Source organism: Agrobacterium sp. El2ro-1b (assembly GCF_048298475.1).
GTDB lineage: Bacteria > Pseudomonadota > Alphaproteobacteria > Rhizobiales > Rhizobiaceae > Agrobacterium > Agrobacterium fabrum.
The window spans coordinates 1,930,241-1,954,805 of record NZ_CP103458.1 but is presented as its reverse complement, the minus strand read 5'-3'; the positions used below and the strand labels follow the sequence as shown (position 1 = coordinate 1,954,805).

The following is a 24,565-nucleotide window of genomic DNA, read 5'->3' as shown; positions in this document are numbered from 1 at the left end:
TCACTGCCCCAACCGTTCGAGAAGTGCGGGAACGTGGACCTGATCGGCCTTGTAGTTACCGGTCAGCATATACATCATGATATTGACGCCGGAGCGGAAGGCGTGTTCGCGCTGCAGCTCATCCGGCGGCACTGTAGGCAGGACCGGCGCGCCCTGCGCGTCCACGGCCCAGGCTCCGGCAAAATCATTGCCCGTTATCATGATCGGCGTCACGCCATCGCCGGAGGAGGAGAGGCCGGAGGTGGTCTTGGCCGCGCCCTGGCGGGATTCCACCCAGAGCGGCGAACCATTGTAACGGCCGGGGAAATTGGTGAGCAGGTAGAAGGATCGCGTCAGAACGTGGTCTTCCGGCACGGGCTCCAGCGGCGGAATATCGATATTGGCGAGGATCGCCTGCAAACGTTCGCCATTGGCGCTGGTCGCGCCGGTGTCGAGCGAGGAGAACTGGTCGCGTGTATCGAACAGTACGGTGCCGCCAGCGCGCATATAGGCATCGATGCGCGAGATGGCGGCGCTCGACGGCATGGGTGCGGAGGCGGAAACCGGCCAGTAGATGATCGGATAAAACGACAATTCATCCTTGGAGATATCGAGCCCGACCGGCTGGCCGGGTTCCAGCGTCGTGCGCCAGGTGAGGAATTCGCTCAGCCCCTGCAAACCCTGTTCGGAAATGCGGTCGACATCGTCCTCGCCAGTGCGGACATAGGCAAGATGGGTGGTGTCCAGCCGCTCGAAGATTTGTTCGTCGCCCGGTTTGGGGTCATCGGCGCGCGCGTCTGTTGGGGACATCGCGGCGAAGGCGCCGAGCGCCAGAAGCAGGGTGGCGACCGTCGCGCTGCGGGCTTTCGGCTGGCGCGCGAAGGCACCGTTCATGAAGAGCACGATCAGGCTGTCGGCAATCAGCATCAGGAAGGCGGCGATGAACAAAGCAGGGCGCAGCGATTTCGCGGTTTCGCCGATCAGCGCTTCGTTTGTCGTGCTGACACCGGCAGCGGATGTGTCGAGCGGGCGCAGCGTCGCACCTGCGGGCAGGAGATTGAGAGCCACGAAGCCATCCTCTGTGCCATAAAGGCCGGGGGGATTGTCGAAACCGGTGCGGGGCGGCTGGCCGGCGCGCATTTCAAGCGGGCGGGCGGTGCCGATTTCCGCAGACATTGCGCCTTCGGCCGTCAGTAGCCGGAAGGGGGGCAGGGCCGCAGCGGGGGCATTGGCGGAGGCGGAAGCACCGCCGGCCTTCGACAGTTGCACGATACGGCGCAGCATATCAACGAAATGGCCTGAGATCGGCAGGTCGGACCAGCTGGCCTCGGCGCTGACATGGAAGAGCACGATGCGGCCGGCCTCGACATTTCGGGTGGTGACGAGCGGCGTGCCGTCGGCAAGGCTTGCCCAGGTGCGTTCGGCGAGATCCGGCGTCGGCTCGGCCAGAACCTGGCGTTTGACGAGAATGCCATCGGCCTTCGGCATGCCGGCGAAAGCGCCGAAAGCGGGGAAATCGGCAAGCGGCTGCGGTTCGGCCCAGGAGAGTGCGCCGCCGAGTGCGCGTTCGCCCTGCCGCAATGTCACCGGCACCAGCGGATCGTCGGCGGGGGCTGCGGCAAGGCGCGGCCCGGCAAAGCGGATCAGCGTGCCGCCGCCGGCCAGCCAGCGCTGTAGCGGCTCATAGGTTTCCTGCGGCAGGCGGCCAATATCGGCCATGACGATGACGGACGGGTTGGATTGCAGGATTTCCGGGATCGCCTGCGCAAGATCGGCCTGCCGCTGCGGAATGAGATCGGCGAAAGGCTGGAGCGCGCGGCTGATATAATAAAGCGGCTGCAGCAGCGGCTGGAAATCATTGCCGGTTTCACCGGCCAGCAGTGCCACGCGGCGGCGGCGGAAACCGTCATCGAGAAGATGCACCGCACCCGCCGTCGACATGCCTTCGATTGAGAGGCGGGCGAAATCGTTGCGCAGTTCGAAGGGCGCTTCCACCGTGGCCGTCGTTTCGGCCGCGCCGGGCGCAAAGCTGGCGGTGCCGTTGGCGAGAATGCGGCCCTGGCTATCCTGTGCATTGACGGTGAGGCTTGCCGCTTCGGCCGTATCGAGCCGTGACAGCGTAACGCTCATGGCATCGGCATTGTTGGTGGCGCCGGTAATGGCGGCAATGGCTTTGCCGTCACCTCTGACGATGCGGAATTCGGCCGGCGAGAGGCTGGCGAGCGTTCTCATTGCGCTTTCATCCTGCGCCGTCTGAACGCCGTCGGCAATATAGGCAAGCGTGCCGGGGGGCGTGCCGTTCAGCGCTTCGGTAATGGCTTCGGCTGTGCGCGCACGGTCGGGAACCAGCGGTTTCGGCTTGGCAGCGGCGAGCTTGTCCAGCGCCACGGCTGTCGTCCCCGATACGGCATCGTGTTCGGCATCGGCGGTGAAGCTGATGGAGACGGGGCGGTCGGCCCGTTCCGCATCGCCGATCAGGGCCTGGGCGGTTGCCACGCGTCTCTCCCAGTCGGGTGCGGAGGCCCAGCTGTTATCGACCACCAACACCAGCGGGCCGGAGCCGGCAATGCTGTTGTTGCGCGGGTTCACCACAGGGTCCGCCAGCGCAAAAATCACGGCGGCGGCGAGCGCGATGCGCAAAAGGGTCAGCCACCAGGGGCTTTTCGATGGCGTTTCTTCGCGCTTCAGCACCGTGGCCAATATCTTCAGCGGCGGAAAAACCTCCGCCTTGGGGCGCGGCGGGGTGAGCCGCAGCAGCCACCAGATGGCGGGCAGTGCCAGAAGACCGAAGAGGATGTAGGGGCTGGTGAAGACGAAAGGCAATGCGCTCATCGATGCCCACCGCCCTGTGCCGGCGCGCCGGAAAGATACATGTGAACGGCGACAAGCGCCTCGGAAGCGAGATGATCGGTGCGATGGAAGACGAAGTTCCAGCCGAGACGGCGCAGCGATGAGGACAACGCCTCGCGCCTTGAGAGATAGGCGCGGGTGTAATCCTCGCGAATGGTTTCGGCACGACCGGACACGAGTTTTTCGCCCGTTTCGGGATCGCTGAATTCCGTGCGGCCGGAATAAGGGAAGGTTTCTTCGGCCGGATCGGCGATTTCCACCACATGGCCGCGCAGGCCACGCCGCGCGAGCGGCGAAATCCGCTCCATCACGTTTTTCGCATCATCGAGAAAATCGCCGATCAGGACGATATCGCTTGCGCCGCGGATCATGGAGGTGTCCGGCATGCCTGAGGTCAGCGGTGCATGCATGATGGCGGCGGCCAGCCGTTCGGCGGCATTTCTGGCCGAGACAGGCTCCATGATGCCGGGGCAGCCGATGCGCTCGCCGGAGCGCGCGAGGATTTCGGCCAGCGCCAGCATCAGTACCAGCGCGCGGCTTTCCTTGGAGACGGCGCCGAGGGTGGATTTGAACATCATCGACGGCGACATGTCGGCCCAGAGCCAGATGGTGTGGGCTGCCTCCCACTCCCGGTCGCGCACATAGGTATGGTCGTCGCGGGCAGAACGTCGCCAGTCGATGCGTGAGAGGCTTTCGCCTTCGGCATAGGGGCGGAACTGCCAGAAATTCTCGCCGATGCCGCGCTTGCGGCGGCCGTGCCAGCCGGCGGTGACGGTGTTGGCGATGCGTTTTGCCTCGACCATGCAGTCCGGCACCAGAGCGGCACGCTGGCGCGCGCGCGCCAGAACTTCGCTGCCCGGCGTCTTGTCTACGATCTGGCCGATGGATGCCACAGGCACTCCTTTCGCGAAAGGTTAGGTTCGCGTCTTTTAATTCTTCGCCTGTTCCACGAGGGCTGCGATGACATCACGCACCGACATGCCTTCGGCACGAGCCGCGAAAGTCAGCGCCATGCGGTGCTCCAGCACCGGTTCGGCCAAGGCATGGACATCGTCCAGCGACGGGGCGAGCCGGCCTTCGTAGAGCGCACGGGCGCGGGCCGTCAGCATCAGCGACTGGCCGGCGCGCGGACCCGGGCCCCAGACAACATTTTTGTCGGTGAGTTTATTGCCATGGCCGGGGCGGGCGGAGCGGACGAGCGACAGCATCGCATCCACAACCTTGTCGCTGACCGGCATCTGGCGGATGAGGGCCTGAATTTCCATCAGGCGTTCTGCGCCGATCACCGGGCGCGCTTCGCCCGAGGCGGTGCCTGTCGTGTCGAGCAGAATCTGGCGTTCGGCGGCCAGTTCGGGATAATCGACGTCCACCTGCAGCAGAAAACGGTCGAGCTGGGCTTCGGGCAGCGGATAGGTGCCTTCCTGTTCCAGCGGGTTCTGGGTGGCAAGAACGTGGAACGGCTTCGGCAGCTCATAGGTCTGGCCGGCCATGGTGATGTGGTATTCCTGCATGGCCTGCAGCAGTGCGGATTGCGTGCGCGGGCTGGCGCGGTTGATTTCGTCGGCCATCAGCAGCTGGCCGAAAATCGGGCCCTTGATGAAGCGGAAGGAGCGGCGGCCGTTTTCATCCTGATCCATCACTTCGGAGCCGAGAATATCCGAGGGCATCAGGTCCGGCGTGAACTGGATGCGGTTGGCATCGAGGCCGAGGACGGTGCCGAGCGTGGTGACGAGCTTGGTCTTGGCGAGGCCGGGAACGCCGACGAGCAGCGCATGGCCGCCGGAAAGGATGGCGAGAAGCGTGTTCTGCACCACTTTTTCCTGACCAAAGATCACCTTGGAGACTTCCGTGCGGATGGCCGCTATGTCGGAAAGCGCCTTTTCGGCCGAGGCGACGATGGCCTTTTCATCGAGGGTTTCGCCGGTATTCATCACGCCCATGTCGCTCTCCTCATACCTTCGCCGCTCTCACAGTCGCATCCCGGTTTTGCTGGTAGCAGGTCGGGACGGATTTTGCGCTGCATATAGCTTATTGCTCTCTTGGCCGCTGACAAGCGCCATTCGAATGACTATGTCGTGACTTAGTATTTCCTTATCGGCAAAGCGAGACTCGAATATGGCAGCGGAGACGATAAATTCGGCTGGTGATGCGGCAGGGCTTGCGGCGATGATTTCGCGCGCCGCCGAACAGACCCGTGACGCCAAGCGCGGACCGGCCCCGGTGGAGCGCTGGAATCCGCCTTTTTGCGGCGATCTCGACATGGAAATCCGGGCCGATGGCACATGGTTCTATCTCGGCACCCCCATCGGCAGGGCACCTCTGGTGCGGCTGTTTTCCACGGTTCTGCGCAAGGATGAGGACGGCAAAACCTATCTCGTAACTCCTGTGGAAAAAGTCGGCATCCGGGTGGTGGACGCGCCTTTCGTGGCCGTGGAGATGAAGGCGACTGCGGGAGAGGAGGACGGCGAGCCGCTGCTGACCTTCCGCACCAATGTCGGCGACGTGGTGGAGGCGGGATCTGAGCATCCGCTGCGTTTTGAAATTTTCGGTGAGAACCGCGAATTGAAGCCCTATATTCTGGTGCGCGGCCGGCTGGAAGCGCTGGTCTCGCGGGCTGTGATGTATGATCTCGTCGCCCTTGGCGAGGTGGTCGCCGTGGATGGGGTTGAGATGTTCGCGGTGCGCTCGGGCGGGGTGATCTTTCCCGTGATGCCGGCCAAGGAACTGGAACGGCTTTCGCAATGACAATGACGACACTCAAAGGTTTTACCGCCAGCGATTTCCGCCGCCGCGTGCTGCAGGACGGTGAAGGCGTGGCCGAACGGGAGAATGGCGACCATGTGCTTAATCCGGGCGTGGTGCTTTCTGGCAACGGCATCCGGCTGAAGGATGCCGCCGTGCTGATACCTGTCATTGACGATGGCGACGATGCGCGGGTGATTTTCACCCAACGCACGGCAACGCTGCGTCAGCATTCCGGCCAGATTTCCTTTCCCGGCGGCGGCATCGATGCCGAGGATCGCACGCCGGAAGAGGCGGCGTTGCGCGAGACCGAAGAGGAAATCGGCCTTTCCCGGTCTTTCGTGGAAACGGTCGGGCGGTTACCGGATTACATTTCCGGGACGGGTTTTCGCATCAAGCCGGTGCTATCGGTCGTCCGCCCGGGCTTTGATTTGACGCTTAATCCCACTGAAGTGGACGAGGTTTTCGAGGTGCCGCTGTCCTTCCTGATGGACCCGGCCAATCACGGGCGCGGCAGCCGCATCTTTCAGGGGAAGGAGCGGTTTTTCTATGAAATGCCCTATGGCGATCGCTACATTTGGGGCATTACGGCGGGCATCGTCAGGACGATTTACGAGAGGTTTTATACATGAATAGCCTTGCCGGGCAGGACTGGTTCGAAAAACCGGCGCTCAAGCGCATCTTCGCGCTTCTGAATGCCGATGGCGGCGAGGTGCGAATCGTCGGCGGCGCGGTGCGCAATGCGCTGATGGACCTGCCGGTCGTCGATGTCGACATGGCGACGACGCTCACTCCTGATGTGGTTGTTGAGCGGGCGAAGGCTGCGGGTATCAAGGTTGTGCCGACCGGCATCGAACACGGCACGGTGACGCTGGTGATCGATGGCGAGGGTTTCGAGGTGACGACGTTGCGCCGCGATGTCGAGACCAATGGCCGCCATGCCCAGGTAGCCTTCGGCACCGACTGGCAGACCGATGCCGAGCGGCGTGATCTGACCATCAACGCGCTTTACGCCAACGAGAAGGGTGAGATCATCGATCTCATCGACGGTCTGCCCGATGTGGAGAGCCGCACGGTGCGTTTCATCGGCGATGCGGCGATGCGGATTGCGGAAGATTATCTGCGGATTCTCAGGTTTTTCCGCTTCTTTGCCCATTATGGTTCCGGCCGCCCTGACGCCGATGGTCTGCGGGCGAGTGCGCGGGCCAAGGACAAGCTTGGAACGCTTTCGGCTGAGCGGGTGTGGAGTGAGACGAAAAAACTGCTGTCTGCCCGCGACCCATCCCGCGCACTCCTGTGGATGCGGCAATCGGGTGTTCTCTCGGAAATTCTTCCCGAGACGGAAAAATGGGGCATTGACGCCATTCACGGGCTGGTGGCGACGGAACAGGCGCTTGGTTGGGCCGCGGACCCGATGCTGCGGCTTGCCGCCATCGTTCCGCCCGACAGGGAGAGGCTCGCTGCGCTTGCAGCCCGCCTCAGGCTTTCGAAGGCCGAGGCGGCTTATCTTACGCATTGGGCTTCTGCCCCTGCCGTTGATCCCGAGATGAAAGAAACGGCGTTGGACCGTCTGCTTTACCGGCAGGGTGTCGAGGGTGTGAAGACGCGATTGAAACTCGCGCTTGCTTCGGCTCGCGCCGATCTTTCAGCCGGCGATACGGCCATGCACAAAGTCGCGCGCCTTTCTACGTTGCTGACGAGGGCAGAGAAGTTCCGCAAGCCGGGTTTTCCGCTGAGCGGTGCCGATGTGATGGCCGCCGGCGTCGAGGCCGGTCCGAAGGTAGGCGAGGTGCTGAAAAGCCTCGAAGAAAAATGGATCGACGTCAATTTCTCACTTGACCGGGCAGCGCTGACCGCCCGGCTGAAGGATATGCTCGAGAATTGAAGTCGCGGCGAGGGCTGCTTTGCGGCTCAGGCCGCATTTGCCTCGTCGCGGATGCGCGACTTGATGTTTTCGATCATGTTTTCGCGGATGATGGTTTCGCCGTGGGCTGAGCGCATATGGTCCACGGTCCGGCGCACCACTTCCGCGTCATCGTCTGCGCGGGTGTGCCAGGCACAGCCGGGAACAAGCGTTCCACATTCAAAAAGTCTCATGGTCTTGCCTCCCTGTTCAAGTGGGGGACAGCATTGATGTGATGCTGTCCCTCCGACAAGAAACGAACGTTCGCCGCTTATGTTCCAGAGCGGCGTCCGCCGAGCCTGTTCAGGCCCCTATTCTGGCATTGCCCAGCATTGGAAAACAGAGGATGTGCCCGCTGCCGGAATTTTTGTACGAGGCATTTCGTCATTATCGGCACGCTTTGCCGTCTTTCCGGCCAGCGTGCGTTTTACCTGTTCGACATAAAAGGAATGCGGCAGTTCGCGATCACCCGTGGCACGCATTTCCGCGGCCAGGCGGTCGATCAATTCGGGGGTATCGATGGATTGCGATGCTCCCTCGGGGGAAGCAGAAATAGGCATGCTGTTTGAAGTAATCATGACGATAGCTCCTCCAGTACGTCTGCGGGAGGAGACTACCACTGCCTTGATTTTTCCTTAAGTCCTAATTTGCGCTATTTGCGACTAAATGGCTGATGAGCGTCAAATTTTCGTGAGGTTTTTTAAGGCCAGCGCACCACCGGCGGCAGCGATGACAGGATTGATTCGACGTTACCCCCGGTCTTCAGGCCGAAGATCGTGCCGCGATCGTAAAGCAGGTTGAATTCCACATATCGGCCACGGCGGATAAGCTGCTCGTCGCGGTCGTCTTCCGTCCAGGGCTGGTTGAAATTTGACCGCACGATTTTGGGATAGACGAGGTTGAAGGCGCGGCCGACATCCTGCACGAAGGTGAAATTGGCGTCCCAGCCGCCTTTCTCCTCGTCAGGGTGCAGCCAGTCGAAAAAGATGCCGCCGGTGCCACGCGGCTCGTCGCGGTGCTTCAGGAAGAAATATTCGTCGCACCAGCTCTTGTATCGCGGATAATCGGCGACCGGATGACGGTTGCAGGTGATCTCGAAGGCGCGGTGGAACAGCTGGGTATCCGGGTCCTGCTGTGTCCGCCTGCGCCCCAGCACCGGCGTCAGATCCGCACCGCCGCCGAACCAATGGCTGGTGGTGACGACCATGCGGGTGTTCATGTGCACGGCCGGCACATTGGGATTGACCGGATGGGCGATAAGCGAAAGGCCGGAGGCCCAGAAGCGCGGGTCTTCTTCCGCACCGGGTATCTGCTTGCGGAACTCGGGCGAGAATTCGCCATAGACGGTGGAGGTGTGCACGCCGACCTTTTCGAAGACGCGGCCTTCCATCATCGACATCTTGCCGCCGCCGCCCTCGCCATTGTCGCGCAGCCAGTCCTTCTGCACGAAGCGGCCGGGCTCCTGATCGGAAAGCGGGCCGGTGAGTTCGTTTTCCAGGGTTTCGAAGGAGGCGACGATGGTGTCGCGCAGGTGCTGGAACCACGCCTGGGCAACGGCTTTCTTGTCTTCAATGTCCTCGGGCAAGCCCTTCGGCAAGATTGGCCGTTCCATGCACAGTCTCCTTAGAGCATTTCCAGGAAAAGCGGCAGCGCTTTTCCGTCAGGACAATGCGTAACAATAAACAGCTAGAGCGTTTTCGCGATTCGAAGAAAAGCGGAAACGCACTAGGTGAAGTCGATTCCCTGTCGCGTCTAGCAGGTGCCGGCTTCATGCACAAATTCGACTCGCCAAGTTCACATGCGGACACTATCTTTATCGATGTAGGTGCCAGAGGTGAATATCATGACGAAATTTGCCGGACTGCCGCCCCTCGACGGGCTGAAGCGCAGGATCGCCAATCATCGCAGGGAACGCGAAAGCGCCAGCGGCGAACAAAAACGCGACGGCATGTTCGTGCGCCAGACCTTCTGTCTCGAGCGTGAGGAAGCCCGTGCCAAGGCGCGCGAATGGTTCGACAGCTTTCCGAAGGCCGCTTACTGGACGGAAGTGGAAAGCTGGCGGCAGCTGGAAGGCGACCGCATAGAATTCACCATGCGGCGGCTGCCCTCGGCCGATTGAACTTTAGAAATGCTCAGGCGCGCGGCTCGGCGTAACGCAGGCGGCTTTCGATCAGCACGCCGCTTTCATCCAGAATGGGATGCGCCACCGTCACGATATGGGCGTTGATGCGCTTCAGGTCGCGCAGCATGTCTAGATGCAGCGAACTGGTCTGCATGCTCTCCGCCAGCCCGTCACGCAGCCGCTCCAGATGGCGATTGGAGGACTGTTTTTCGAGGCGGCGTATATCCACCTTGCTTTCCATCAGCCGGCGGGCAAGCTCGAAATCGCCGGTTACCAGAATGCTTTGGGCGGCACGCAGGTTCTCGATGGTCATGTCGAACAGGGTTTTCAGCTCCTCATAACCGTCGTCGGAAAATTTGAAACTGTTCAGCACCTTTTTGCGGATCTGCTCGCAAATACCCTTTTCGATGATATCGCCGATATGTTCGAGATTGATCGCATAATCGATGATGGCGATCGAACGGCGTGCTTCTTCATCGGTCAGTCCCTTGCGGCCTAGCTGGGAAAGATAGACCTTCACCTCCTGCTGGCGGCGGTCGACCTTCTTTTCGAGCAGGGCCACTTCCTGAAGCGGGGCGAGATCATTGTGCTTGAAGGCGTTTTCCGCACGGATCAGCATCCGCTCGATGCTGTCGCCGACGCTGAGGACTTCGCGGGTGGCATTGGCAAGCGCGACGACGGGCACGTCCAGCGCCTGCTGGTCGAGGAAATTCGGGCCGTCTTCTGCTTTCGGATCGCCGGGTACCAGCTTCGCCATCAAATCGGAGATCAGGCCGGAAAAAGGCCAGGCGAGTGTCGCCAGAATGACGTTGAAGATGAGATGTGCATCAACAGGCAATTTGGCGGGCGAAAGCGGCAATTGCTGCAAATACGTTGCGCCATAGGAGGCGAGCGGCATGGCAATGAGGCAGCCGATGGTGCGCACGACGAGATTGCCGATGGTGATGCGCCGCGCCGATGCCGGGCCGGAGAGCGTGGCGATTACGGGCGGAATGGCGCCGCCAAGATTGGCGCCGAGAATGAGAACGATGATGAGGCCGGTGGACAAGGTGCCAGTGGCTGCCAGCGACAGGATGAGCACCACGACGGCGAGGCTGGAGGAGGAGACGAAGGCGAGCACGGCGGAAAAGATCAGCGCGACGGGCCAGGCACCATCCAGGAGGCCGATGAAGACGCCAAGCGCGGGCGAAGCGCGCATCGGTTCGGTCGCGCCGCTCAGAAGATGCAGCGACAGAAGCATCAGGCCGATGCCGATGACGGCGGTTCCCCCACCCTGTCTGGCATTGGAACTGCCTTTTTTGAGGATAATGCCGGCAAGGATCAGCAGCGGCGACAGCCATTCGACGCCGGCCGCGACGATCCAGGCGGTAACCGCAGTGCCGACATTGGCGCCAAGCAGCACGACTTGCGCCATGCGCGGCTTGATGAGGTCCCGTTCGGCGAAGGAGGCGACGGTCAGCGCCGTCGCTGTCGAGCTTTGCAGGGCGACGGTTGCGAAGAAGCCGGAAAAGAAGGAGCGCGGGCCGTTCTGGGTACCGGTGGCGAGCACGCTTCGGAGTTTCATGCCGAAGGCGCGGGTGACGCCATCCTTCACCTGGGCAAGGCCGAAGAGCAGCAGCGCGACGGCGCCGAGAAGGTTGACGATGACAATTGTGGATTGCATGCGACGTCTCCTCACACCCGCCGGCGCACGGTCCCGGCGAGAGCGATTTTTATTGTCCGGCTAATCAGTATAGGAGCGTGAACGCTCACCGTACAGGCCGGGTTGCGACAGTTTCGCGGTAAAAGCAGTCAATTTTCACATTTGCCTGAAAAATTGGCTGCAAAGATGGCAGGTCACGACCATGCCGTCTGGCGCAAGGCCTCGCCGGTGACCATCGCCGCTGACATGGCGACGTTGATCGAGCGCTGTCCGGCCACCATCGGGATGATGATTCGCTCATCCGCCTTGTCATGCACATGATCAGGCACGCCGGCACTTTCCCGGCCGAAGAGCAGGATATCATCCGCGCGATAGGTGATATCAGTATAGGGCCGCGCGGCTTTGGTGGAGGCGAGAACGAGGCGGCGACCGGTGCTGGCCCGCCACTCCTCGAAACGATCCCAGCTGACATGGCGCGTCAACGCCGCCGCTGCGATATAATCCATGCCCGCCCGTTTGAGATTGCGGTCGGAAATATCGAAACCGGCCGGCTCGATGATGTCGACGCCGAGGCCGAGACAGGCGGCCAGCCGCAGGATTGTCCCGGTATTGCCGGGAATATCGGGCTGGTAGAGGGCGATCCTGATGTCTGGCCCTGTTTCAGGCAAAGTGTCGGGCATGGTTTTCTCTTCGCATTCGGGACTGTCGGACCGAATATCACGGGTGAATGACCTGTGACAGATGCGGTTGGGCAAATTGCCTTTTTAAGAGGGCTGGTCGCCGGATGTTCATTCGCATGACACATAGGCAGGCTACCCAATAACCAACCTATCGTCAGAGAAATCAAAAGGTCTGGAAGCGTCCAAGGGCGGTTTCGGATTGGTTTCTGTGCCTAGCAAAACGGGAAAAAAGCCATGTCCGAACGGGTGAATTTCGTCCATCTGACCGATCTGCATATCGGTAATCCGCAGGTGCAGGATGATGATCTTTATTCCGAGACTTCGGCCACGCTGTCCGCCACGCTCGCGCAGGTGAAGGCGCTGGTGCCGCCGCCGGAATTCATCGTCGTCAGCGGTGACCTCACCAACCGGGGCGATGCCGGCAGCTATGAAGAGTTGAAGCGGCTGATGGCTGAGGCGGAACTGGATGTGCCTGTTCTTTTCGCGCTCGGTAATCATGACCGCCGCGACGGGTTTTACCCGGTCATGCTCGATCGCCATGAGGGCGTGGACGAGCCCTATGACCATGCCGAGGTGATTGCCGGTATCCACATCATCGTCATGGACACCAGCGTTCCGGGCAAGGTCGGTGGCGCTTTCGAACCCGGCCAGATCGAATGGCTCGAGGAAGAACTCGAAAATCATCCTGAACTGCCGAAGCTGCTGGTGATGCACCATGCGCCGGCGCTCGATTTCGACCGTCCCGAGGCGGAATGGGAATCCCTGTCCTTTGACGATACCGAGGCTCTGGACGAGCTGTTGTTCGAACATGATGTCATCGGCATTCTGGCGGGTCATATCCATTATGACCGCATGTCGCACTGGCAGGGCATTCCCGTGGTGGTCGGCATCGGCCAGCATTTCGCCACCGATCCGCTGTGGCTGCATGAGGGCGTGCGCATGTTGTCTGGCGCATCTTTCGCCATCGGCACGATCAGGGACACCGGCCTCACCGTCACCTTCGCGCCGCAGCCCAGCGATCGCCGGGAATTGAAACGCCATACACAGGCCGGCATGGCCGAGCTGATCAGCGAATATGAAGGCGCGCAGTCGCAGGACGCGGCTGAATAGGGTGACGCATCAGCATTTTGGTACGGGTGGAGGCCTTCGCGGGTAAATCCGCCCGTTTGGCCCCGTCTGCCGAAACGAACGCTTTTCGCGCATTCCGTGTCTTTCCGACTGGTCAATGACTATTTTTTGCGCTACAAGGCCACATCTTCAACACCAGCCAAAGGAGGTTCTTATGGATAATTTCGTTCGAATTCGCCTCCCGGCCCCGGTAGCGCTGCTGCTGGCCTAGGTGTTGCCCCGCGGTTCAACCGCGTTTCCCGTTTCTTGATTCGTCATGTGGCTGTTGCGGCCATATCCAAAGACTTTTCCGTTCCGTCGTGAGCCATATTTGTGTCTGCTCACCATGTCACGATGGAACGATTGATTGCCGGAGCTTGGCCTATGTTTGGCTGGTTTGAAAAACGCCTCGATCCTTTTCCCTCTGCGACGCCGGATGTGCCGCCGAAGACGCTTTTGTCGTTCATCTGGCATTATGTGAAGCCCGCATGGCCGTGGCTGCTGCTGCTCGGCCTGATGTCCATGGGCATCGCCATTGCGGAAGCCATGCTCTACAAATTCCTCGGCAATATCGTCGACTGGCTTTCCACGGCCAATCGCGAGACGTTTTTTGCCGATGAGGGCTGGCATCTGATCGTCATGGCCGGATTGGTGCTCATTGTGCTGCCGCTCATGGGCGCGGTTCACACCATGACGATGCACCAGACGCTTGCCGGCAATTTCGGCATGATCGCGCGCTGGAAAATGCACCGTTTCCTGCTGCGCCACTCCATGAACTTTTTCGCCAACGAGTTTGCGGGCCGGGTTTCGACCAAGGTGATGCAGACGGCGCTGGCGATCCGCGAAGTGGCGCTGAAGGTGATCGACGTCTTCGTTTATGCGATCAGCTTTGTCGTCTCGATGCTGTTCATGGTGGCTGCGGCGGACTGGCGGCTGGTCATTCCGCTGCTGGTCTGGCTCGGTATCTATATGGCGATCCTTGCCTATTTCGTGCCGAAACTCGGCCGGCTGGCGCAGGAACAGGCCGATGCACGCTCGATGATGACGGGACGGATCGTCGACAGCTATACCAATATCTCGACGATCAAGCTGTTTTCCCATGCGGGGCGTGAGGAAAGATATGCGCGTGAGGGCATGAATGTGTTTCTCGGCACGGTTCACCGCCAGATGCGCAAGATTTCCGGCTTCAACATCCTGATCGACCTCAACAATGCCATGGTGCTGTTTTCCACGGCAACGCTTGGGCTGTATTTCTGGATGCAGGGTTCGGTGACGGCCGGTTCGGTCGCCATCGCCATCAGCCTTGCCATGCGCGTCAACGGCATGTCGCAGTGGATCATGTGGGAAGTCACGTCGCTGTTCGAAAATATCGGCACGGTCTATGACGGCATGTCGATGATGACGAAGCCTCATGATATTGTCGACGTTCCGAAAGCGCCTGAGCTTGCAGCGCCGCAGGGTGCAATCCATTACGACAACGTCCGCTTCCACTATGGCAAGAGCAAAGGCGTGATCGACGGGCTGACGCTCGACATCAAGCCGGGCGAGAAGGTCGGCCTTGTCGGCCGTTCGGGTGCGGGCAAGACGACGCTGATGAACCTGCTTTTGCGCTTCTATGATCTGGAAGGCGGCAGGATCACGATTGACGGGCAGGACATTTCCAAGGTGTCGCAGGACAGCCTGCGCGAATTGATCGGCGTCGTGACGCAGGATACCTCGCTTCTGCACCGTTCGATCCGCGACAACATCGCCTATGGCCATCCCGAGGCCACCGACGAGCAGGTGATCGCGGCGGCGAAGCGGGCAAACGCCTGGGACTTCGTCGAGACGCTTGTCGACATGCATGGTCGTCAGGGTCTCGATGCCCAGGTGGGCGAACGTGGTGTCAAGCTGTCCGGCGGCCAGCGCCAGCGCATCGCGATTGCCCGCGTCTTCCTTAAGAACGCGCCGATCCTGGTGCTTGATGAGGCGACCTCGGCGCTCGATAGCGAAGTCGAGGCGGCGATCCAGGAGAACCTGTTCTCGCTGATGGAAGGCAAGACTGTGATCGCGATCGCCCACCGCCTTTCGACGCTGACCGAAATGGACCGGCTCATCATCCTCGACAAGGGCCGGATCGTGGAGGCGGGCAGCCATGCGGAACTGGCGGCGATGGGCGGCATCTATGCCGACCTGTGGCGGCGCCAGTCCGGCGGCTTCATCGCCGACCACGAGGCGGAAGTGGCTGCGGAATAAGGAAAGCGAGAGGGCGGGGGAACATTCTCCGCCCTCTTTCATTTTCCTGATGTTACCGAAATATAATCTTTCCCCGAAGCCGCTGCGGCTGTTCCCGAGTGGGGAATCCGCCTATATCCGGATCATGGTCATTACCCGCATCTTCGAGTATTTCGAAAACTGGATAAAGCCGTTCGCCCGCAAGGACGATTTGCGGCCGCCTGAAGGCACATTCGCCTTCATCTGGTTTTATATCTCGCAAGCCAAGGCGCCGTTTTTCGCGATGCTGGTGCTCGGCGGGCTGACGGCGGCCATCGAGGCGGCGCTGTTCTGGTTCGTCGGGCGGCTCGTGGACATTCTCTCTACGGTGAAACCGGAAGAGGGCTGGGCGGGGTTGCTTGCGGCCCATGGCGGGGAACTCGTCGGCATGCTGGTGCTGATCGGCATCGTGCGTTTTATCGTCACCATGATCACGGCACTGGTGGACCAGCAGATCATTACGCCCGGTTTCTACAATCTGGTGCGCTGGCAATCCTATATGCATGTGGCGCGACAATCGCTGACCTTTTTCCAGAATGATTTTTCCGGCCGCATCGTCACCAAGGTCTGGTCCGGCGGGCAGGCGGCGGGCGATCTCGTGACCTCGCTGATGGAAAGTGTGTGGTTCGTCGGTATCTACTCGGTTTCCATGCTGTTCCTGATCGGCGGACTGGACTGGCGGCTTGCGGTTCTCGTCGTCGTCTGGGTGGCCTTCTTCTCGCTGCTGGCGCGGTATTTCGTGCCGCGCATCCGTTACCATTCAAAGGAGACAGCGGAAGCCGCCTCGATGCTGTCGGGCCGCATGGTGGATGCCTATAGCAATATCCAGACGCTGCGGCTGTTCGGGCGCGACGACGCCAATGATCGCTACATGCGCCAGGGCTTCGATATTTTCCAGACCTCGACGATGAAGTTTACGCGGTTCATCACCGGCGTGCGCGCCTCCATGGCGCTGCTGTCAGGCGTGATGATCACCTCCATGGCGGCGCTCTGTATCGATCTGTGGCTATCAGGCAAAATCAGCTCCGGTGCGGTGGCTTTCACGCTGGCGCTGGTACTGCGCCTCAACTTCCTGCTCGGGCGGTTGATGACGCAGTTCAACGGTATCATGCGCAATTTCGGTACGGTGCAGAATGCTGCCGAATTGATCTCGCAGCCGATCGGTCTCGTTGATGCGCCCGACGCGGTGGTGCTTGAGGTCAAGAAGCCGAGCATCCGTTTTGAGAATGTCAGCTTCCACTACGGGCGGGCGGACGGCGTCATCGACAATCTCAACCTCGAGATCAGGGCCGGTGAAAAGGTCGGCATTGTCGGGCGCTCCGGTGCCGGCAAATCCACGCTCGTCAACCTGCTCCTGCGGTTTTACGATGTCGAGAAAGGCCGTATCCTGATCGATGGGCAGGATATAGCCCGTGTCCGCCAGGAATCGTTGCGCGCCCATATCGGCATGGTCACGCAGGATACCTCGCTGCTGCACCGTTCTACCAGAGACAACATCATGTTCGGCCGCACGGATGCCACCGAAGCGCAATTGATTGAGGCGACACGCCGGGCCAAGGCGGATGATTTTATCGACAGGCTGGAGGACCAGCGCGGCCGCACCGGTTTCGACGCGCATGTGGGCGAACGCGGGGTGAAGCTCTCCGGCGGCCAGCGCCAGCGTATCGCCATTGCTCGCGTGATGCTGAAGGACGCGCCGATCCTCGTGCTCGACGAGGCGACCTCGGCGCTCGATTCGGAAGTGGAGGCGGCGATCCAGAGCAATCTGGACGAGTTGATGCAGGGCAAGACGGTGCTGGCCATCGCCCACCGCCTGTCGACGATTGCCGCTCTCGACCGGCTGATCGTGATGGATCGAGGGCTTATCGTGGAAGAGGGGAGCCACGCTGAGCTTGTCGCACAGGGGGGGCTTTATTCGGAGCTTTGGGCGCGGCAATCGGGCGGCTTTCTCGACGCGGAGGACGTGAAGCAACGGGAAGCCTGAGCGTTCCGTTCACCTCGGAATAAAATTGAAAGTTGTCATTTCTCTTTATATATTAATTGATTCAATCACAGATTTTATAATATACGGGTAATTTCTTGTTTATCACCCTATGAGAGAAAAAAATATCAGCAGCAACCGCTGTGGGGTATTGGGGTTGAAACAATGAATTTTCTTAAAATCCGCATTCTTTTGCCGGCACTGTTCGGCGTCACGGTGTTTTTCTCGCTCATCCAGGGCGTCACCAGCATCCTTTCCGTCGAAGAGATGGACAAGCAGGCCGACAATATCGTGCTGCGCATGGAGAGGTCGCTTGCAATCGCCGACCTTGGGGACAGGCTCAACGATATCCGTCGCAATTATCTGACTGTCATGACGGCCGCGACGCCGGAAGCACGAAACGCACTTTTTCAGCGCACGCTTCAATCACAGGAAGAGCGGGCGAAGGCGTTTGAGGCCTATGCCGCCGGGTTGAAGATTCCGCATATCCGGGAAAAATTCGAGCGGCTGAGTGCCGCCGTGACCAATTATGAATCCATGGGGGCGGAGCTCAAGAAAGTGCTCGTCGCCGGTGATACGGATGCTGCCGCTGCTCTGATCGGTCGGATGAATCCAGTCGGCAACAGCGCCGGCGCCCTCTTGAAGGAAATGATCGAGGCCAATCGTCAGCTTGGCCTCGATGACAAACAGGCAGCGGAAGCGACGGGACGGCTGGCCTTCACCCTGTCGCTTGCCGCGATGGTGATCGCATCTGCTGTCGCCATTGCCGCCGCCTTCTTCAGTTTCATTCGTATTTCGCGGCCGATCACCGATATCACCTTCGCCATGAACGGCCTTGCCGCGGGTGACAAAGACAGCGCCATTCCCCATTCAGGTCGCAGGGACGAAATCGGAGAAATGGCCGCCGCCGTTGCCGTTTTCTGTGACAACGCCATAGAGCGGGAGCGTCTGGAACAGGAGACCGAGGCCAATCGCAGCCTCAGTGAGCGCGAGCGGCTCGAGAACGAGGCACAGAAGGCGAAGGAAGCAGAAGAAATCCGTTTCGCCGTGGAAAATCTGGGCGCGGGGCTAAAGCAGCTCTCCCAGGGTAACATGACTTGCCGTCTGAACATCGCCTTTGCAGAGCGGCTGGACGGCCTGCGTGGCGATTTCAACGAATCGGTCGCCACGCTGCAGGCGGCGCTGCGTTCGGTCGGGGAAAACGCCCGGGTCATCGATGCCGGCGCCAGCGAGATTCTCGCGGCGGCGGGCGATCTCTCCCGGCGCACGGAACAGCAGGCCTCTTCCGTGGAAGAAACCGCAGCAGCGCTGGAGGAGGTGACCACGGCGGTGAAGGATTCCGCCCATCGGGCCGCCGAAGCCGGACGTCTGGTGGAGCGGGCGCGGGAAAGTGCCGAAATGTCCGGCCAGATCGTCACACGCACCGTGCTCGCTGTGCAGAATATTGAAAAATCCGCAAACGAGATCAGCAACATCATCAGCGTCATCGATGAAATTGCGTTCCAGACCAATCTGCTGGCGTTGAATGCCGGCGTGGAGGCCGCGCGTGCCGGTGATGCCGGCAAGGGATTTGCCGTGGTGGCGCAGGAGGTGCGTGAACTGGCACAACGCTCGGCCAGTGCCGCCAAGGAGATCAAGGGCCTGATCAACCGTTCGGGTGAACAGGTGCGCGAGGGCGTGACGCTGGTTGGCAAGACCGGCGAGGCGCTTGCGGGGATCGTCGACGAGGTGCGGGAGATCAATCGCCATGTCTCGTCCATCGTCGTCTCCACGCGGGAACAGTCGACCGGCCTTTCCGAGATCAACTCCGCGGTCAATCTGATGGATCAGGGCACCCAGAAAAATGCCGCCATGGTGGAACAGACGACGGCGGCCAGCGACAGCCTTGCCTCGCAGGCGACCGCTCTCAACCGGCTGCTGACGCAATTCACCCTTCAGGAAAGGGCTGATGCCGCTGTTGCAGCAGGCCCGACCTCGGTGCCGCAGCCTTCGCCGGCGCGGGCGATAGGCCGCAAAATTGCCGCTGCCTTTGGCAGCGGGCGGCAGGCGGCTGCAGCCGGGGACTGGACGGAGTTCTGAGAAACGTCATCGACGGCGGCCTTCGGGCCGCCGTTTTCGTCTGGCGACTATGCCGGTGCCGTCAAAACTACCGGCCGATCATGAAATCCGCCATCAGTCCGAAATGATTGGAACCGAGGCTGTCCGGCATGCGGGTGGTTTTCATCAGGGTCGCCGGTTCGCGGGCGAAAATGTGGTCGATGGCGATACCGAAGCGGCCGGCCTCTGTCGGCCATGTGGCGGGTTCGAAGGTCGCTTTCTTAAGATCGTTGGCGGCGAGGAAAGCGCGCATGTCTGGGGCGATGCTCGCCGAATTGAAATCCCCGCCCAGAATGAGCGGGCCGGTGACGCGAAAGAGAATTTCGCTGACTTCATCGAGCTCATCGCGGTGGTAATCGTCGAAATAGGGCTTGGTGATATGGCCGGCGGCAAGCGTCAGCTCCGTGCCGTCGAGATCGACATGCGCAATGGCAAACCGGTCGCGTCGAAGATCGCTGAGGCTGTGAAACCGGCCTTCCAGCAATGGTCTTTTTGACAGAATGACCAGATCGCAGCTGGGCGTACCCTCATAGCAACCGAGCCTGTGCGGATAGGTTTGCTGCAAACGCGGCAGAACCGATTGCAATGCCGCCGCTTCGAAGAGGTACACCGCATCTGCGCCTGCTTCGAGAATTTTGTCGGCAATTGCATTCGCATTGGTCGCGTTGTCCATCAAGACGTTGAAGGACAGCAGGCGAAAAGGTTTTGCGCCGGGTGCGGCGGTGGCGGCTGTGGAAAATTCCATCAGCATCGCGACGGCATGGATGGCGAGCGCAAGCGCCCAGACCAGAAGCACGGCCGTGACGACATCGCGTGTCAGCCAGAAGACGAGGCCTGACAGCAGGATGCAGACGATGGCGATGTGAAGCTGGAAGCTGGTGACGAAGGCCAAAAGCCAGAAATCCGTCACATAACGCAGGCTGGCGATGAAAAGAACGGCAGCCACTGCCGTGGATACCATGCAAGAGAGCTTCGCCGTCATCCGAATCCCTGCTTTCCAAGCTCTCCCTTGAAGTCTCCTAACATGGTGCATGAATGCACACAATGTTGCCCGCCTGCCAAGGCCGGCGAAAAAATGAGAGCCAAATCGGGCGCTTCGGGCAGAATTACGGCAGCTTTGTGTGCTTTGCTCTTGCCAAGTCGGTCAATATTTTGCGATCACACAGAGTGACGCGGTTTCTTAATGCCGCAGTTGTGTCCAGGACGATGGGACGGAGTTTGTCCTGGATCAAATCATAGCGGGAGGACTCATGCGATTTACGGCAAAAACAGCGCAGAGGATGGTGTAGCGGTGAGCGAGCACGTAACCAATCACGACGCTTCGGGTGAACCGACCCGTCGCGATTTTCTTTATCTAGTGACGGGAATGGCGGGCGCCGTCGGTGCCGCCGCCGTTGCATGGCCCTTTATTGACCAGATGCGTCCCGATGCATCGACGCTGGCACTCGCCTCCATCGAGGTGGATGTCACGGCCGTCGAGCCGGGCATGTCGCTTACCGTAAAGTGGCGCGGCAAGCCGATTTTCATCCGCAACCGCACGGCAAAGGAAATCGACGAAGCCAATGCGGTCGCTCTCGGCGATCTTAAAGACCCGGTGGCACGCAATGCCAACATTGCCCCCGACGCGCAGGCGACGGACATTGACCGCTCCGCCGGTCAGGGCAAGGAGAACTGGATCGTCATGATCGGTTCCTGCACCCATCTCGGTTGCGTTCCGCTCGGCCAGGCCGGCGATTTCGGCGGTTGGTTCTGTCCCTGCCATGGCTCGCACTACGATACGGCGGGCCGCATACGTAAGGGTCCGGCGCCGCAGAACCTCGCCATCCCGACATTTGCATTCACATCCGATACCGTGATCAAGATCGGATAAGGGGACAGATATTCATGAGTGGCCATTCCAGTTATCAGCCGTCCACCGGCATCGAAAGGTGGATCGATTCGCGGCTTCCCTTGCCGCGCATGATCTATGACAGCTTCGTTGCCTATCCTGTCCCGCGTAACCTGAACTATGCCTACACTTTCGGTGCGATGCTTGCCGTCATGCTGATCGTGCAGATCCTCACCGGCGTCGTGCTGGCCATGCACTATGCGGCCGAAACGACGGTCGCCTTCAATTCCGTCGAAAAGATCATGCGTGACGTCAACCATGGCTGGCTGCTGCGCTACATGCATGCCAACGGCGCGTCGTTCTTCTTTATCGCGGTTTACCTCCACATTGCCCGTGGTCTCTATTACGGCTCCTACAAGGCGCCACGCGAAATCCTCTGGATTCTCGGCTGCGTGATCTATCTTCTGATGATGGCGACGGGCTTCATGGGCTACGTGCTTCCCTGGGGCCAGATGTCCTTCTGGGGTGCGACCGTCATCACCGGCTTCTTCACGGCTTTCCCGCTCATTGGTGAATGGATCCAGCAGTTCCTGCTCGGCGGCTTTGCGGTGGACAATCCGACGCTCAACCGCTTCTTCGCCCTTCACTACCTGCTGCCCTTCATGATTGCCGGTGTCGTCATCCTGCACATCTGGGCGCTGCATGTGACCGGCCAGACCAACCCGACCGGTGTGGAAGTGAAGAGCAAGACCGATACGGTGCCCTTCACGCCCTATGCGACGCTGAAGGATGCGCTTGGCGTTTCGGTGTTCCTGATCGCCTATGCCTGGTTCATCTTCTACATGCCGAACTTCCTCGGCCACCCTGATAACTACATCATGGCGGATCCGCTGAAGACACCGGCCCATATCGTGCCTGAGTGGTATTATCTGCCGTTCTACGCGATGCTGCGCGCCATTACCTTCAATGTCGGGCCGATCGATTCCAAGCTCGGTGGCGTTCTCGTGATGTTCGGCGCGATCATCGTGCTGTTCTTCCTGCCCTGGCTCGATACGTCGAAGGTTCGCTCCGCCGTCTATCGTCCCTGGTACAAGATGTTCTTCTGGCTGTTCGTGGTCAACGCCATCCTGCTCGGCTGGCTGGGTTCGCGCCCTGCGGAAGGACTTTATGTCGTCATGTCGCAGATCGGCACGCTCTACTATTTCGGTTTCTTCCTCGTCATCATGCCGATCCTCGGTCTGGTCGAAACGCCCCGGCGTATTCCGAATTCGATTACCGAGGCCGTTCTTGAAAAGAAGGCTGCCAAGACGGGTGCCGCGCCAGCGGCCGCCCAGATCTGAGCGCGAAGGAAGGATGACGACAATGAAGACGCTATTCACGAGCATCGCGCTTTTCGCCGCCATTAGCTGTTCCGCCGCCGCCTTCGCGGCGGAGGAAAGCCATGATCTCGCCACCAAGGCGGAACATGCGATTGCCGGCGGTCACTTCCCGATCATCAAGCCCGAGGAGCAGAGCTGGTCCTTTGCCGGTCCCTTCGGTAAATATGATAAGGGCCAGCTGCAGCGCGGCCTGAAGGTCTATAAGGAAGTCTGCTCCGCCTGCCATTCGATGAGCCTCGTTTCTTTCCGCACGCTGGGGGATCTCGGTTATTCGGACGAGCAGGTGAAGGCCTTTGCCGCCGAATACGAAGTGCAGGACGGCCCGAATGCCGACGGTGAAATGTATAATCGCAAGGCGGTGCCTTCCGACCATTTCCCCTCGCCATTCCCGAACCACGAAGCGGCGGCTGCCGCCAATGGTGGTGCTGCACCGCCTGACATGTCGCTGCTTGCCAAGGCGCGCGGCGTGGAGCGTGGTTTCCCGCAGTTCATTATCGATATGATCCCGATCGTGGGCGGTTATCAGGAAGGCGGCCCGGATTATATCCATGCGCTGCTGACCGGCTATCAGGAACCACCGGCCGGTGTTGAGATATCGGAAGGTACGCATTTCAATCCGTACTTCGTCAGCGCTGCGGCACTGAAGATGGCGCCGCCCATCAGCGCCGATCAGGTGACTTACGATGACGGTACGCCGCAGACGTTGGACCAATATTCCAAGGACGTCTCCGCGTTCCTGATGTGGGCTGCTGAACCGCATCTGGAAGCGCGCAAGCGCACCGGCTTCATGGTCATGGTCTTCCTGTTCATCTTCACGGCACTGATCTATCTCACCAAGAAATCGGTCTACGCCAACAAGGAACATTGAGCATCATCTTGATGCCTGAAATCATCAGCCTCCGCGGCCTTCCGGGGGGGCTTTTTCATGGGCTAAGGGGAGGATGAGGATGACGCAAATCCGTAGCGGCGGTTGCCTGTGTGGCTCCATCCGTTTTGAAGCGAAGTGCGAGCCCGGCAATCCGCACAGTTGCTCCTGCGACATCTGCCAGCGGCATTCCGGCGCCTCCAGCCTCGCCTGGGTAGAATTATCCAGCGAAGCAGTAAGCTGGACTGGAGAGGGCGGTGTGCCTTCGGTTTTCCGGTCCTCCGATTATTCCAGCCGGGCTTTCTGCGCGATCTGTGGCAGCACGCTCGGCGCCATTGACGATGCACCCACCGTTGCTCTGGTCTCGGGAAGTTTTGACGACAGGGGCGATGAGGCACTGCGGCCCTTGTCGCATTCGTTCGAGGATGTCTGCCCGGTCTGGGCGCGGATCGAGGGAATGTCGGCGGCGGAATGAGCACCGTTGCCTTTTTAGTTGGTCCGCGGCCGTCAAATTGATAGGGTGGCCCGAACTTCCTGATCCATTTCCCATTTTAACTGGAAATACCATGACCGTTATCGCTTCGGAGCTTTCCGCTGCCATCCGTTCCATTCCCGACTATCCGAAGCCGGGTATCATCTTCCGGGACATCACGACGCTGCTCGGCAACCCGCGTGCTTTTCGCCGCGCCGTCGATGAACTCGTGCAGCCCTATGCGGGAACAAAGATCGACAAGATCGCCGGCATGGAAGCCCGCGGCTTCATTCTGGGCGGGGCGGTGGCGCATCAGCTGTCGGCCGGTTTTGTGCCGATCCGCAAGAAGGGCAAGCTGCCGCACACCACCGTGCGGGTCGCCTACAGCCTGGAATATGGCGTGGACGAAATGGAGATGCATGTGGATGCCGTACAACCGGGCGAGAAGGTCATTCTTGTCGATGATCTGATCGCCACCGGCGGCACCGCCGAAGGTGCGGTGAAGCTCTTGCGACAGATGGGTGCGGAGATCGTCTCCGCCTGCTTCGTCATCGACCTGCCTGATCTCGGTGGCCGTAAGAAGTTGGAAGATCTCGGCGTCGACGTACGCACGCTGGTGGAGTTTTCCGGCCATTGAGGCGGTAGCCGGGGCAAGTCGCGATGGT

Annotated in this window: 22 protein-coding genes; 13 read left to right on the top strand and 9 right to left on the bottom strand. The window is 60.4% G+C overall.

All coding sequences use genetic code 11. The features are described from left to right. Genes NYR50_RS09730 through NYR50_RS09720 form a run of 3 tightly spaced genes read right to left on the bottom strand, consistent with a single transcriptional unit; the run spans nt 1 to nt 4,769 of the window. Nucleotides 1-2,811: a DUF4159 domain-containing protein gene (locus NYR50_RS09730; RefSeq protein WP_418135779.1), complete on the bottom strand. Its 2,811-nt coding sequence runs from the start codon at nt 2,809-2,811 to the stop codon at nt 1-3. Further along, on the bottom strand, nt 2,808-3,722 hold the full coding sequence (locus NYR50_RS09725) for a DUF58 domain-containing protein (RefSeq protein WP_418135778.1): 915 nt from the start codon (nt 3,720-3,722) through the stop codon (nt 2,808-2,810). Before NYR50_RS09725 ends, NYR50_RS09730 begins: the two co-directional genes overlap by 4 nt. Nucleotides 3,723-3,758: 36 nt before the next feature. Then, nucleotides 3,759-4,769, bottom strand: coding sequence for an AAA family ATPase (locus NYR50_RS09720; protein WP_418135777.1), 1,011 nt, complete (start codon nt 4,767-4,769; stop codon nt 3,759-3,761). A 175-nt stretch (nt 4,770-4,944) separates the two neighbouring features. Between NYR50_RS09720 and NYR50_RS09715 the strand changes: the two genes are divergently transcribed. From NYR50_RS09715 to NYR50_RS09705, 3 genes are read left to right on the top strand one after another with little or no spacing between them, the layout of a single operon-like run. Further along, on the top strand, nt 4,945-5,574 hold the full coding sequence (locus NYR50_RS09715) for a DUF1285 domain-containing protein (RefSeq protein WP_418135776.1): 630 nt from the start codon (nt 4,945-4,947) through the stop codon (nt 5,572-5,574). Beyond that, nucleotides 5,571-6,203, top strand: a complete 633-nt coding sequence (locus NYR50_RS09710; RefSeq protein ID WP_418135775.1) for an NUDIX hydrolase — start codon at nt 5,571-5,573, stop codon at nt 6,201-6,203. The genes NYR50_RS09715 and NYR50_RS09710 overlap by 4 nt, the downstream gene beginning before the upstream one ends. After that, complete coding sequence (locus NYR50_RS09705; protein ID WP_418135774.1) at nt 6,200-7,456, top strand: CCA tRNA nucleotidyltransferase; 1,257 nt, start codon at nt 6,200-6,202, stop codon at nt 7,454-7,456. The genes NYR50_RS09710 and NYR50_RS09705 overlap by 4 nt, the downstream gene beginning before the upstream one ends. A gap of 26 nt (nt 7,457-7,482) precedes the next feature. Here the strand turns inward: NYR50_RS09705 and NYR50_RS09700 are convergent, their stop codons facing one another. The 3 genes from NYR50_RS09700 to hemF all read right to left on the bottom strand — a co-directional run bounded on the left by NYR50_RS09700 (nt 7,483) and on the right by hemF (nt 9,086). Then, the gene (locus NYR50_RS09700) at nt 7,483-7,668 is read right to left on the bottom strand and encodes a DUF1059 domain-containing protein (RefSeq protein ID WP_006311202.1); all 186 of its coding nucleotides are present in this window, start codon (nt 7,666-7,668) and stop codon (nt 7,483-7,485) included. 117 nt (nt 7,669-7,785) lie between these two features. Then, nucleotides 7,786-8,052, bottom strand: coding sequence for a hypothetical protein (locus NYR50_RS09695; RefSeq protein ID WP_418135773.1), 267 nt, complete (start codon nt 8,050-8,052; stop codon nt 7,786-7,788). Nucleotides 8,053-8,174: 122 nt separating this feature from the next. Beyond that, nucleotides 8,175-9,086, bottom strand: a complete 912-nt coding sequence (gene hemF, locus NYR50_RS09690; RefSeq protein ID WP_418135772.1) for an oxygen-dependent coproporphyrinogen oxidase — start codon at nt 9,084-9,086, stop codon at nt 8,175-8,177. A 231-nt stretch (nt 9,087-9,317) separates the two neighbouring features. Between hemF and NYR50_RS09685 the strand changes: the two genes are divergently transcribed. After that, entirely contained in the window at nt 9,318-9,593 is a 276-nt protein-coding gene (locus NYR50_RS09685) for a hypothetical protein (protein WP_418135771.1), read from the top strand. 13 nt (nt 9,594-9,606) lie between these two features. Here the strand turns inward: NYR50_RS09685 and NYR50_RS09680 are convergent, their stop codons facing one another. Continuing rightward, on the bottom strand, nt 9,607-11,259 hold the full coding sequence (locus tag NYR50_RS09680) for a Na/Pi cotransporter family protein (protein WP_418135770.1): 1,653 nt from the start codon (nt 11,257-11,259) through the stop codon (nt 9,607-9,609). A 173-nt stretch (nt 11,260-11,432) separates the two neighbouring features. Then, complete coding sequence (locus NYR50_RS09675; protein WP_418135769.1) at nt 11,433-11,918, bottom strand: tRNA (cytidine(34)-2'-O)-methyltransferase; 486 nt, start codon at nt 11,916-11,918, stop codon at nt 11,433-11,435. A 234-nt stretch (nt 11,919-12,152) separates the two neighbouring features. Here NYR50_RS09675 and NYR50_RS09670 point away from each other — a divergent pair, with 234 nt between their 5' ends. From NYR50_RS09670 to NYR50_RS09655, 4 genes are all read left to right on the top strand, one after another. Beyond that, nucleotides 12,153-13,028, top strand: a complete 876-nt coding sequence (locus NYR50_RS09670) for a phosphodiesterase (protein WP_174008964.1) — start codon at nt 12,153-12,155, stop codon at nt 13,026-13,028. A gap of 381 nt (nt 13,029-13,409) precedes the next feature. After that, complete coding sequence (locus NYR50_RS09665; protein ID WP_418135768.1) at nt 13,410-15,260, top strand: ABC transporter ATP-binding protein; 1,851 nt, start codon at nt 13,410-13,412, stop codon at nt 15,258-15,260. A 124-nt stretch (nt 15,261-15,384) separates the two neighbouring features. Beyond that, a complete protein-coding gene (locus NYR50_RS09660) occupies nt 15,385-17,262 on the top strand; it encodes an ABC transporter ATP-binding protein (RefSeq protein WP_418137283.1) in 1,878 nt (625 codons plus the stop codon). Nucleotides 17,263-17,424: 162 nt separating this feature from the next. Further along, nucleotides 17,425-19,338, top strand: coding sequence for a HAMP domain-containing methyl-accepting chemotaxis protein (locus NYR50_RS09655; RefSeq protein WP_418135767.1), 1,914 nt, complete (start codon nt 17,425-17,427; stop codon nt 19,336-19,338). A gap of 67 nt (nt 19,339-19,405) precedes the next feature. On the opposite strand, the gene NYR50_RS09650 is transcribed toward NYR50_RS09655, so the two are convergent. Further along, on the bottom strand, nt 19,406-20,338 hold the full coding sequence (locus NYR50_RS09650) for an endonuclease/exonuclease/phosphatase family protein (RefSeq protein ID WP_418135766.1): 933 nt from the start codon (nt 20,336-20,338) through the stop codon (nt 19,406-19,408). A 309-nt stretch (nt 20,339-20,647) separates the two neighbouring features. Between NYR50_RS09650 and petA the strand changes: the two genes are divergently transcribed. The 5 genes from petA to NYR50_RS09625 all read left to right on the top strand — a co-directional run bounded on the left by petA (nt 20,648) and on the right by NYR50_RS09625 (nt 24,537). Continuing rightward, nucleotides 20,648-21,226 (top strand): ubiquinol-cytochrome c reductase iron-sulfur subunit, encoded by a 579-nt coding sequence (petA, locus tag NYR50_RS09645; protein WP_010972166.1) that lies wholly within the window; start codon nt 20,648-20,650, stop codon nt 21,224-21,226. Nucleotides 21,227-21,240: 14 nt separating this feature from the next. Continuing rightward, nucleotides 21,241-22,524: a cytochrome b gene (locus tag NYR50_RS09640; RefSeq protein ID WP_174008960.1), complete on the top strand. Its 1,284-nt coding sequence runs from the start codon at nt 21,241-21,243 to the stop codon at nt 22,522-22,524. A gap of 22 nt (nt 22,525-22,546) precedes the next feature. After that, nucleotides 22,547-23,431 (top strand): cytochrome c1, encoded by an 885-nt coding sequence (locus NYR50_RS09635; protein WP_418135765.1) that lies wholly within the window; start codon nt 22,547-22,549, stop codon nt 23,429-23,431. Nucleotides 23,432-23,510: 79 nt separating this feature from the next. Then, the gene (locus NYR50_RS09630; protein WP_418135764.1) at nt 23,511-23,903 is read left to right on the top strand and encodes a GFA family protein; all 393 of its coding nucleotides are present in this window, start codon (nt 23,511-23,513) and stop codon (nt 23,901-23,903) included. Nucleotides 23,904-23,994: 91 nt separating this feature from the next. Continuing rightward, nucleotides 23,995-24,537, top strand: coding sequence for an adenine phosphoribosyltransferase (locus NYR50_RS09625; RefSeq protein ID WP_010972163.1), 543 nt, complete (start codon nt 23,995-23,997; stop codon nt 24,535-24,537). Nucleotides 24,538-24,565 lie beyond the last annotated feature (28 nt).

Coding starts and splice junctions, on each gene's coding strand:
- hemF (WP_418135772.1), bottom strand. CDS start 9,086: ATGGAACGGCCAATCTTGCCGAAGGGCTTGCCCGAGGACATTGAAGAC.
- NYR50_RS09680 (WP_418135770.1), bottom strand. CDS start 11,259: ATGCAATCCACAATTGTCATCGTCAACCTTCTCGGCGCCGTCGCGCTG.
- NYR50_RS09665 (WP_418135768.1), top strand. CDS start 13,410: ATGTTTGGCTGGTTTGAAAAACGCCTCGATCCTTTTCCCTCTGCGACG.
- NYR50_RS09730 (WP_418135779.1), bottom strand. CDS start 2,811: ATGAGCGCATTGCCTTTCGTCTTCACCAGCCCCTACATCCTCTTCGGT.
- NYR50_RS09700 (WP_006311202.1), bottom strand. CDS start 7,668: ATGAGACTTTTTGAATGTGGAACGCTTGTTCCCGGCTGTGCCTGGCAC.
- NYR50_RS09635 (WP_418135765.1), top strand. CDS start 22,547: ATGAAGACGCTATTCACGAGCATCGCGCTTTTCGCCGCCATTAGCTGT.
- NYR50_RS09675 (WP_418135769.1), bottom strand. CDS start 11,918: ATGCCCGACACTTTGCCTGAAACAGGGCCAGACATCAGGATCGCCCTC.
- NYR50_RS09685 (WP_418135771.1), top strand. CDS start 9,318: ATGACGAAATTTGCCGGACTGCCGCCCCTCGACGGGCTGAAGCGCAGG.
- NYR50_RS09670 (WP_174008964.1), top strand. CDS start 12,153: ATGTCCGAACGGGTGAATTTCGTCCATCTGACCGATCTGCATATCGGT.
- NYR50_RS09630 (WP_418135764.1), top strand. CDS start 23,511: ATGACGCAAATCCGTAGCGGCGGTTGCCTGTGTGGCTCCATCCGTTTT.
- NYR50_RS09625 (WP_010972163.1), top strand. CDS start 23,995: ATGACCGTTATCGCTTCGGAGCTTTCCGCTGCCATCCGTTCCATTCCC.
- NYR50_RS09705 (WP_418135774.1), top strand. CDS start 6,200: ATGAATAGCCTTGCCGGGCAGGACTGGTTCGAAAAACCGGCGCTCAAG.
- NYR50_RS09710 (WP_418135775.1), top strand. CDS start 5,571: ATGACAATGACGACACTCAAAGGTTTTACCGCCAGCGATTTCCGCCGC.
- NYR50_RS09655 (WP_418135767.1), top strand. CDS start 17,425: ATGAATTTTCTTAAAATCCGCATTCTTTTGCCGGCACTGTTCGGCGTC.
- NYR50_RS09640 (WP_174008960.1), top strand. CDS start 21,241: ATGAGTGGCCATTCCAGTTATCAGCCGTCCACCGGCATCGAAAGGTGG.
- NYR50_RS09720 (WP_418135777.1), bottom strand. CDS start 4,769: ATGGGCGTGATGAATACCGGCGAAACCCTCGATGAAAAGGCCATCGTC.
- NYR50_RS09650 (WP_418135766.1), bottom strand. CDS start 20,338: ATGACGGCGAAGCTCTCTTGCATGGTATCCACGGCAGTGGCTGCCGTT.
- NYR50_RS09715 (WP_418135776.1), top strand. CDS start 4,945: ATGGCAGCGGAGACGATAAATTCGGCTGGTGATGCGGCAGGGCTTGCG.
- NYR50_RS09695 (WP_418135773.1), bottom strand. CDS start 8,052: ATGATTACTTCAAACAGCATGCCTATTTCTGCTTCCCCCGAGGGAGCA.
- NYR50_RS09660 (WP_418137283.1), top strand. CDS start 15,385: ATGGTCATTACCCGCATCTTCGAGTATTTCGAAAACTGGATAAAGCCG.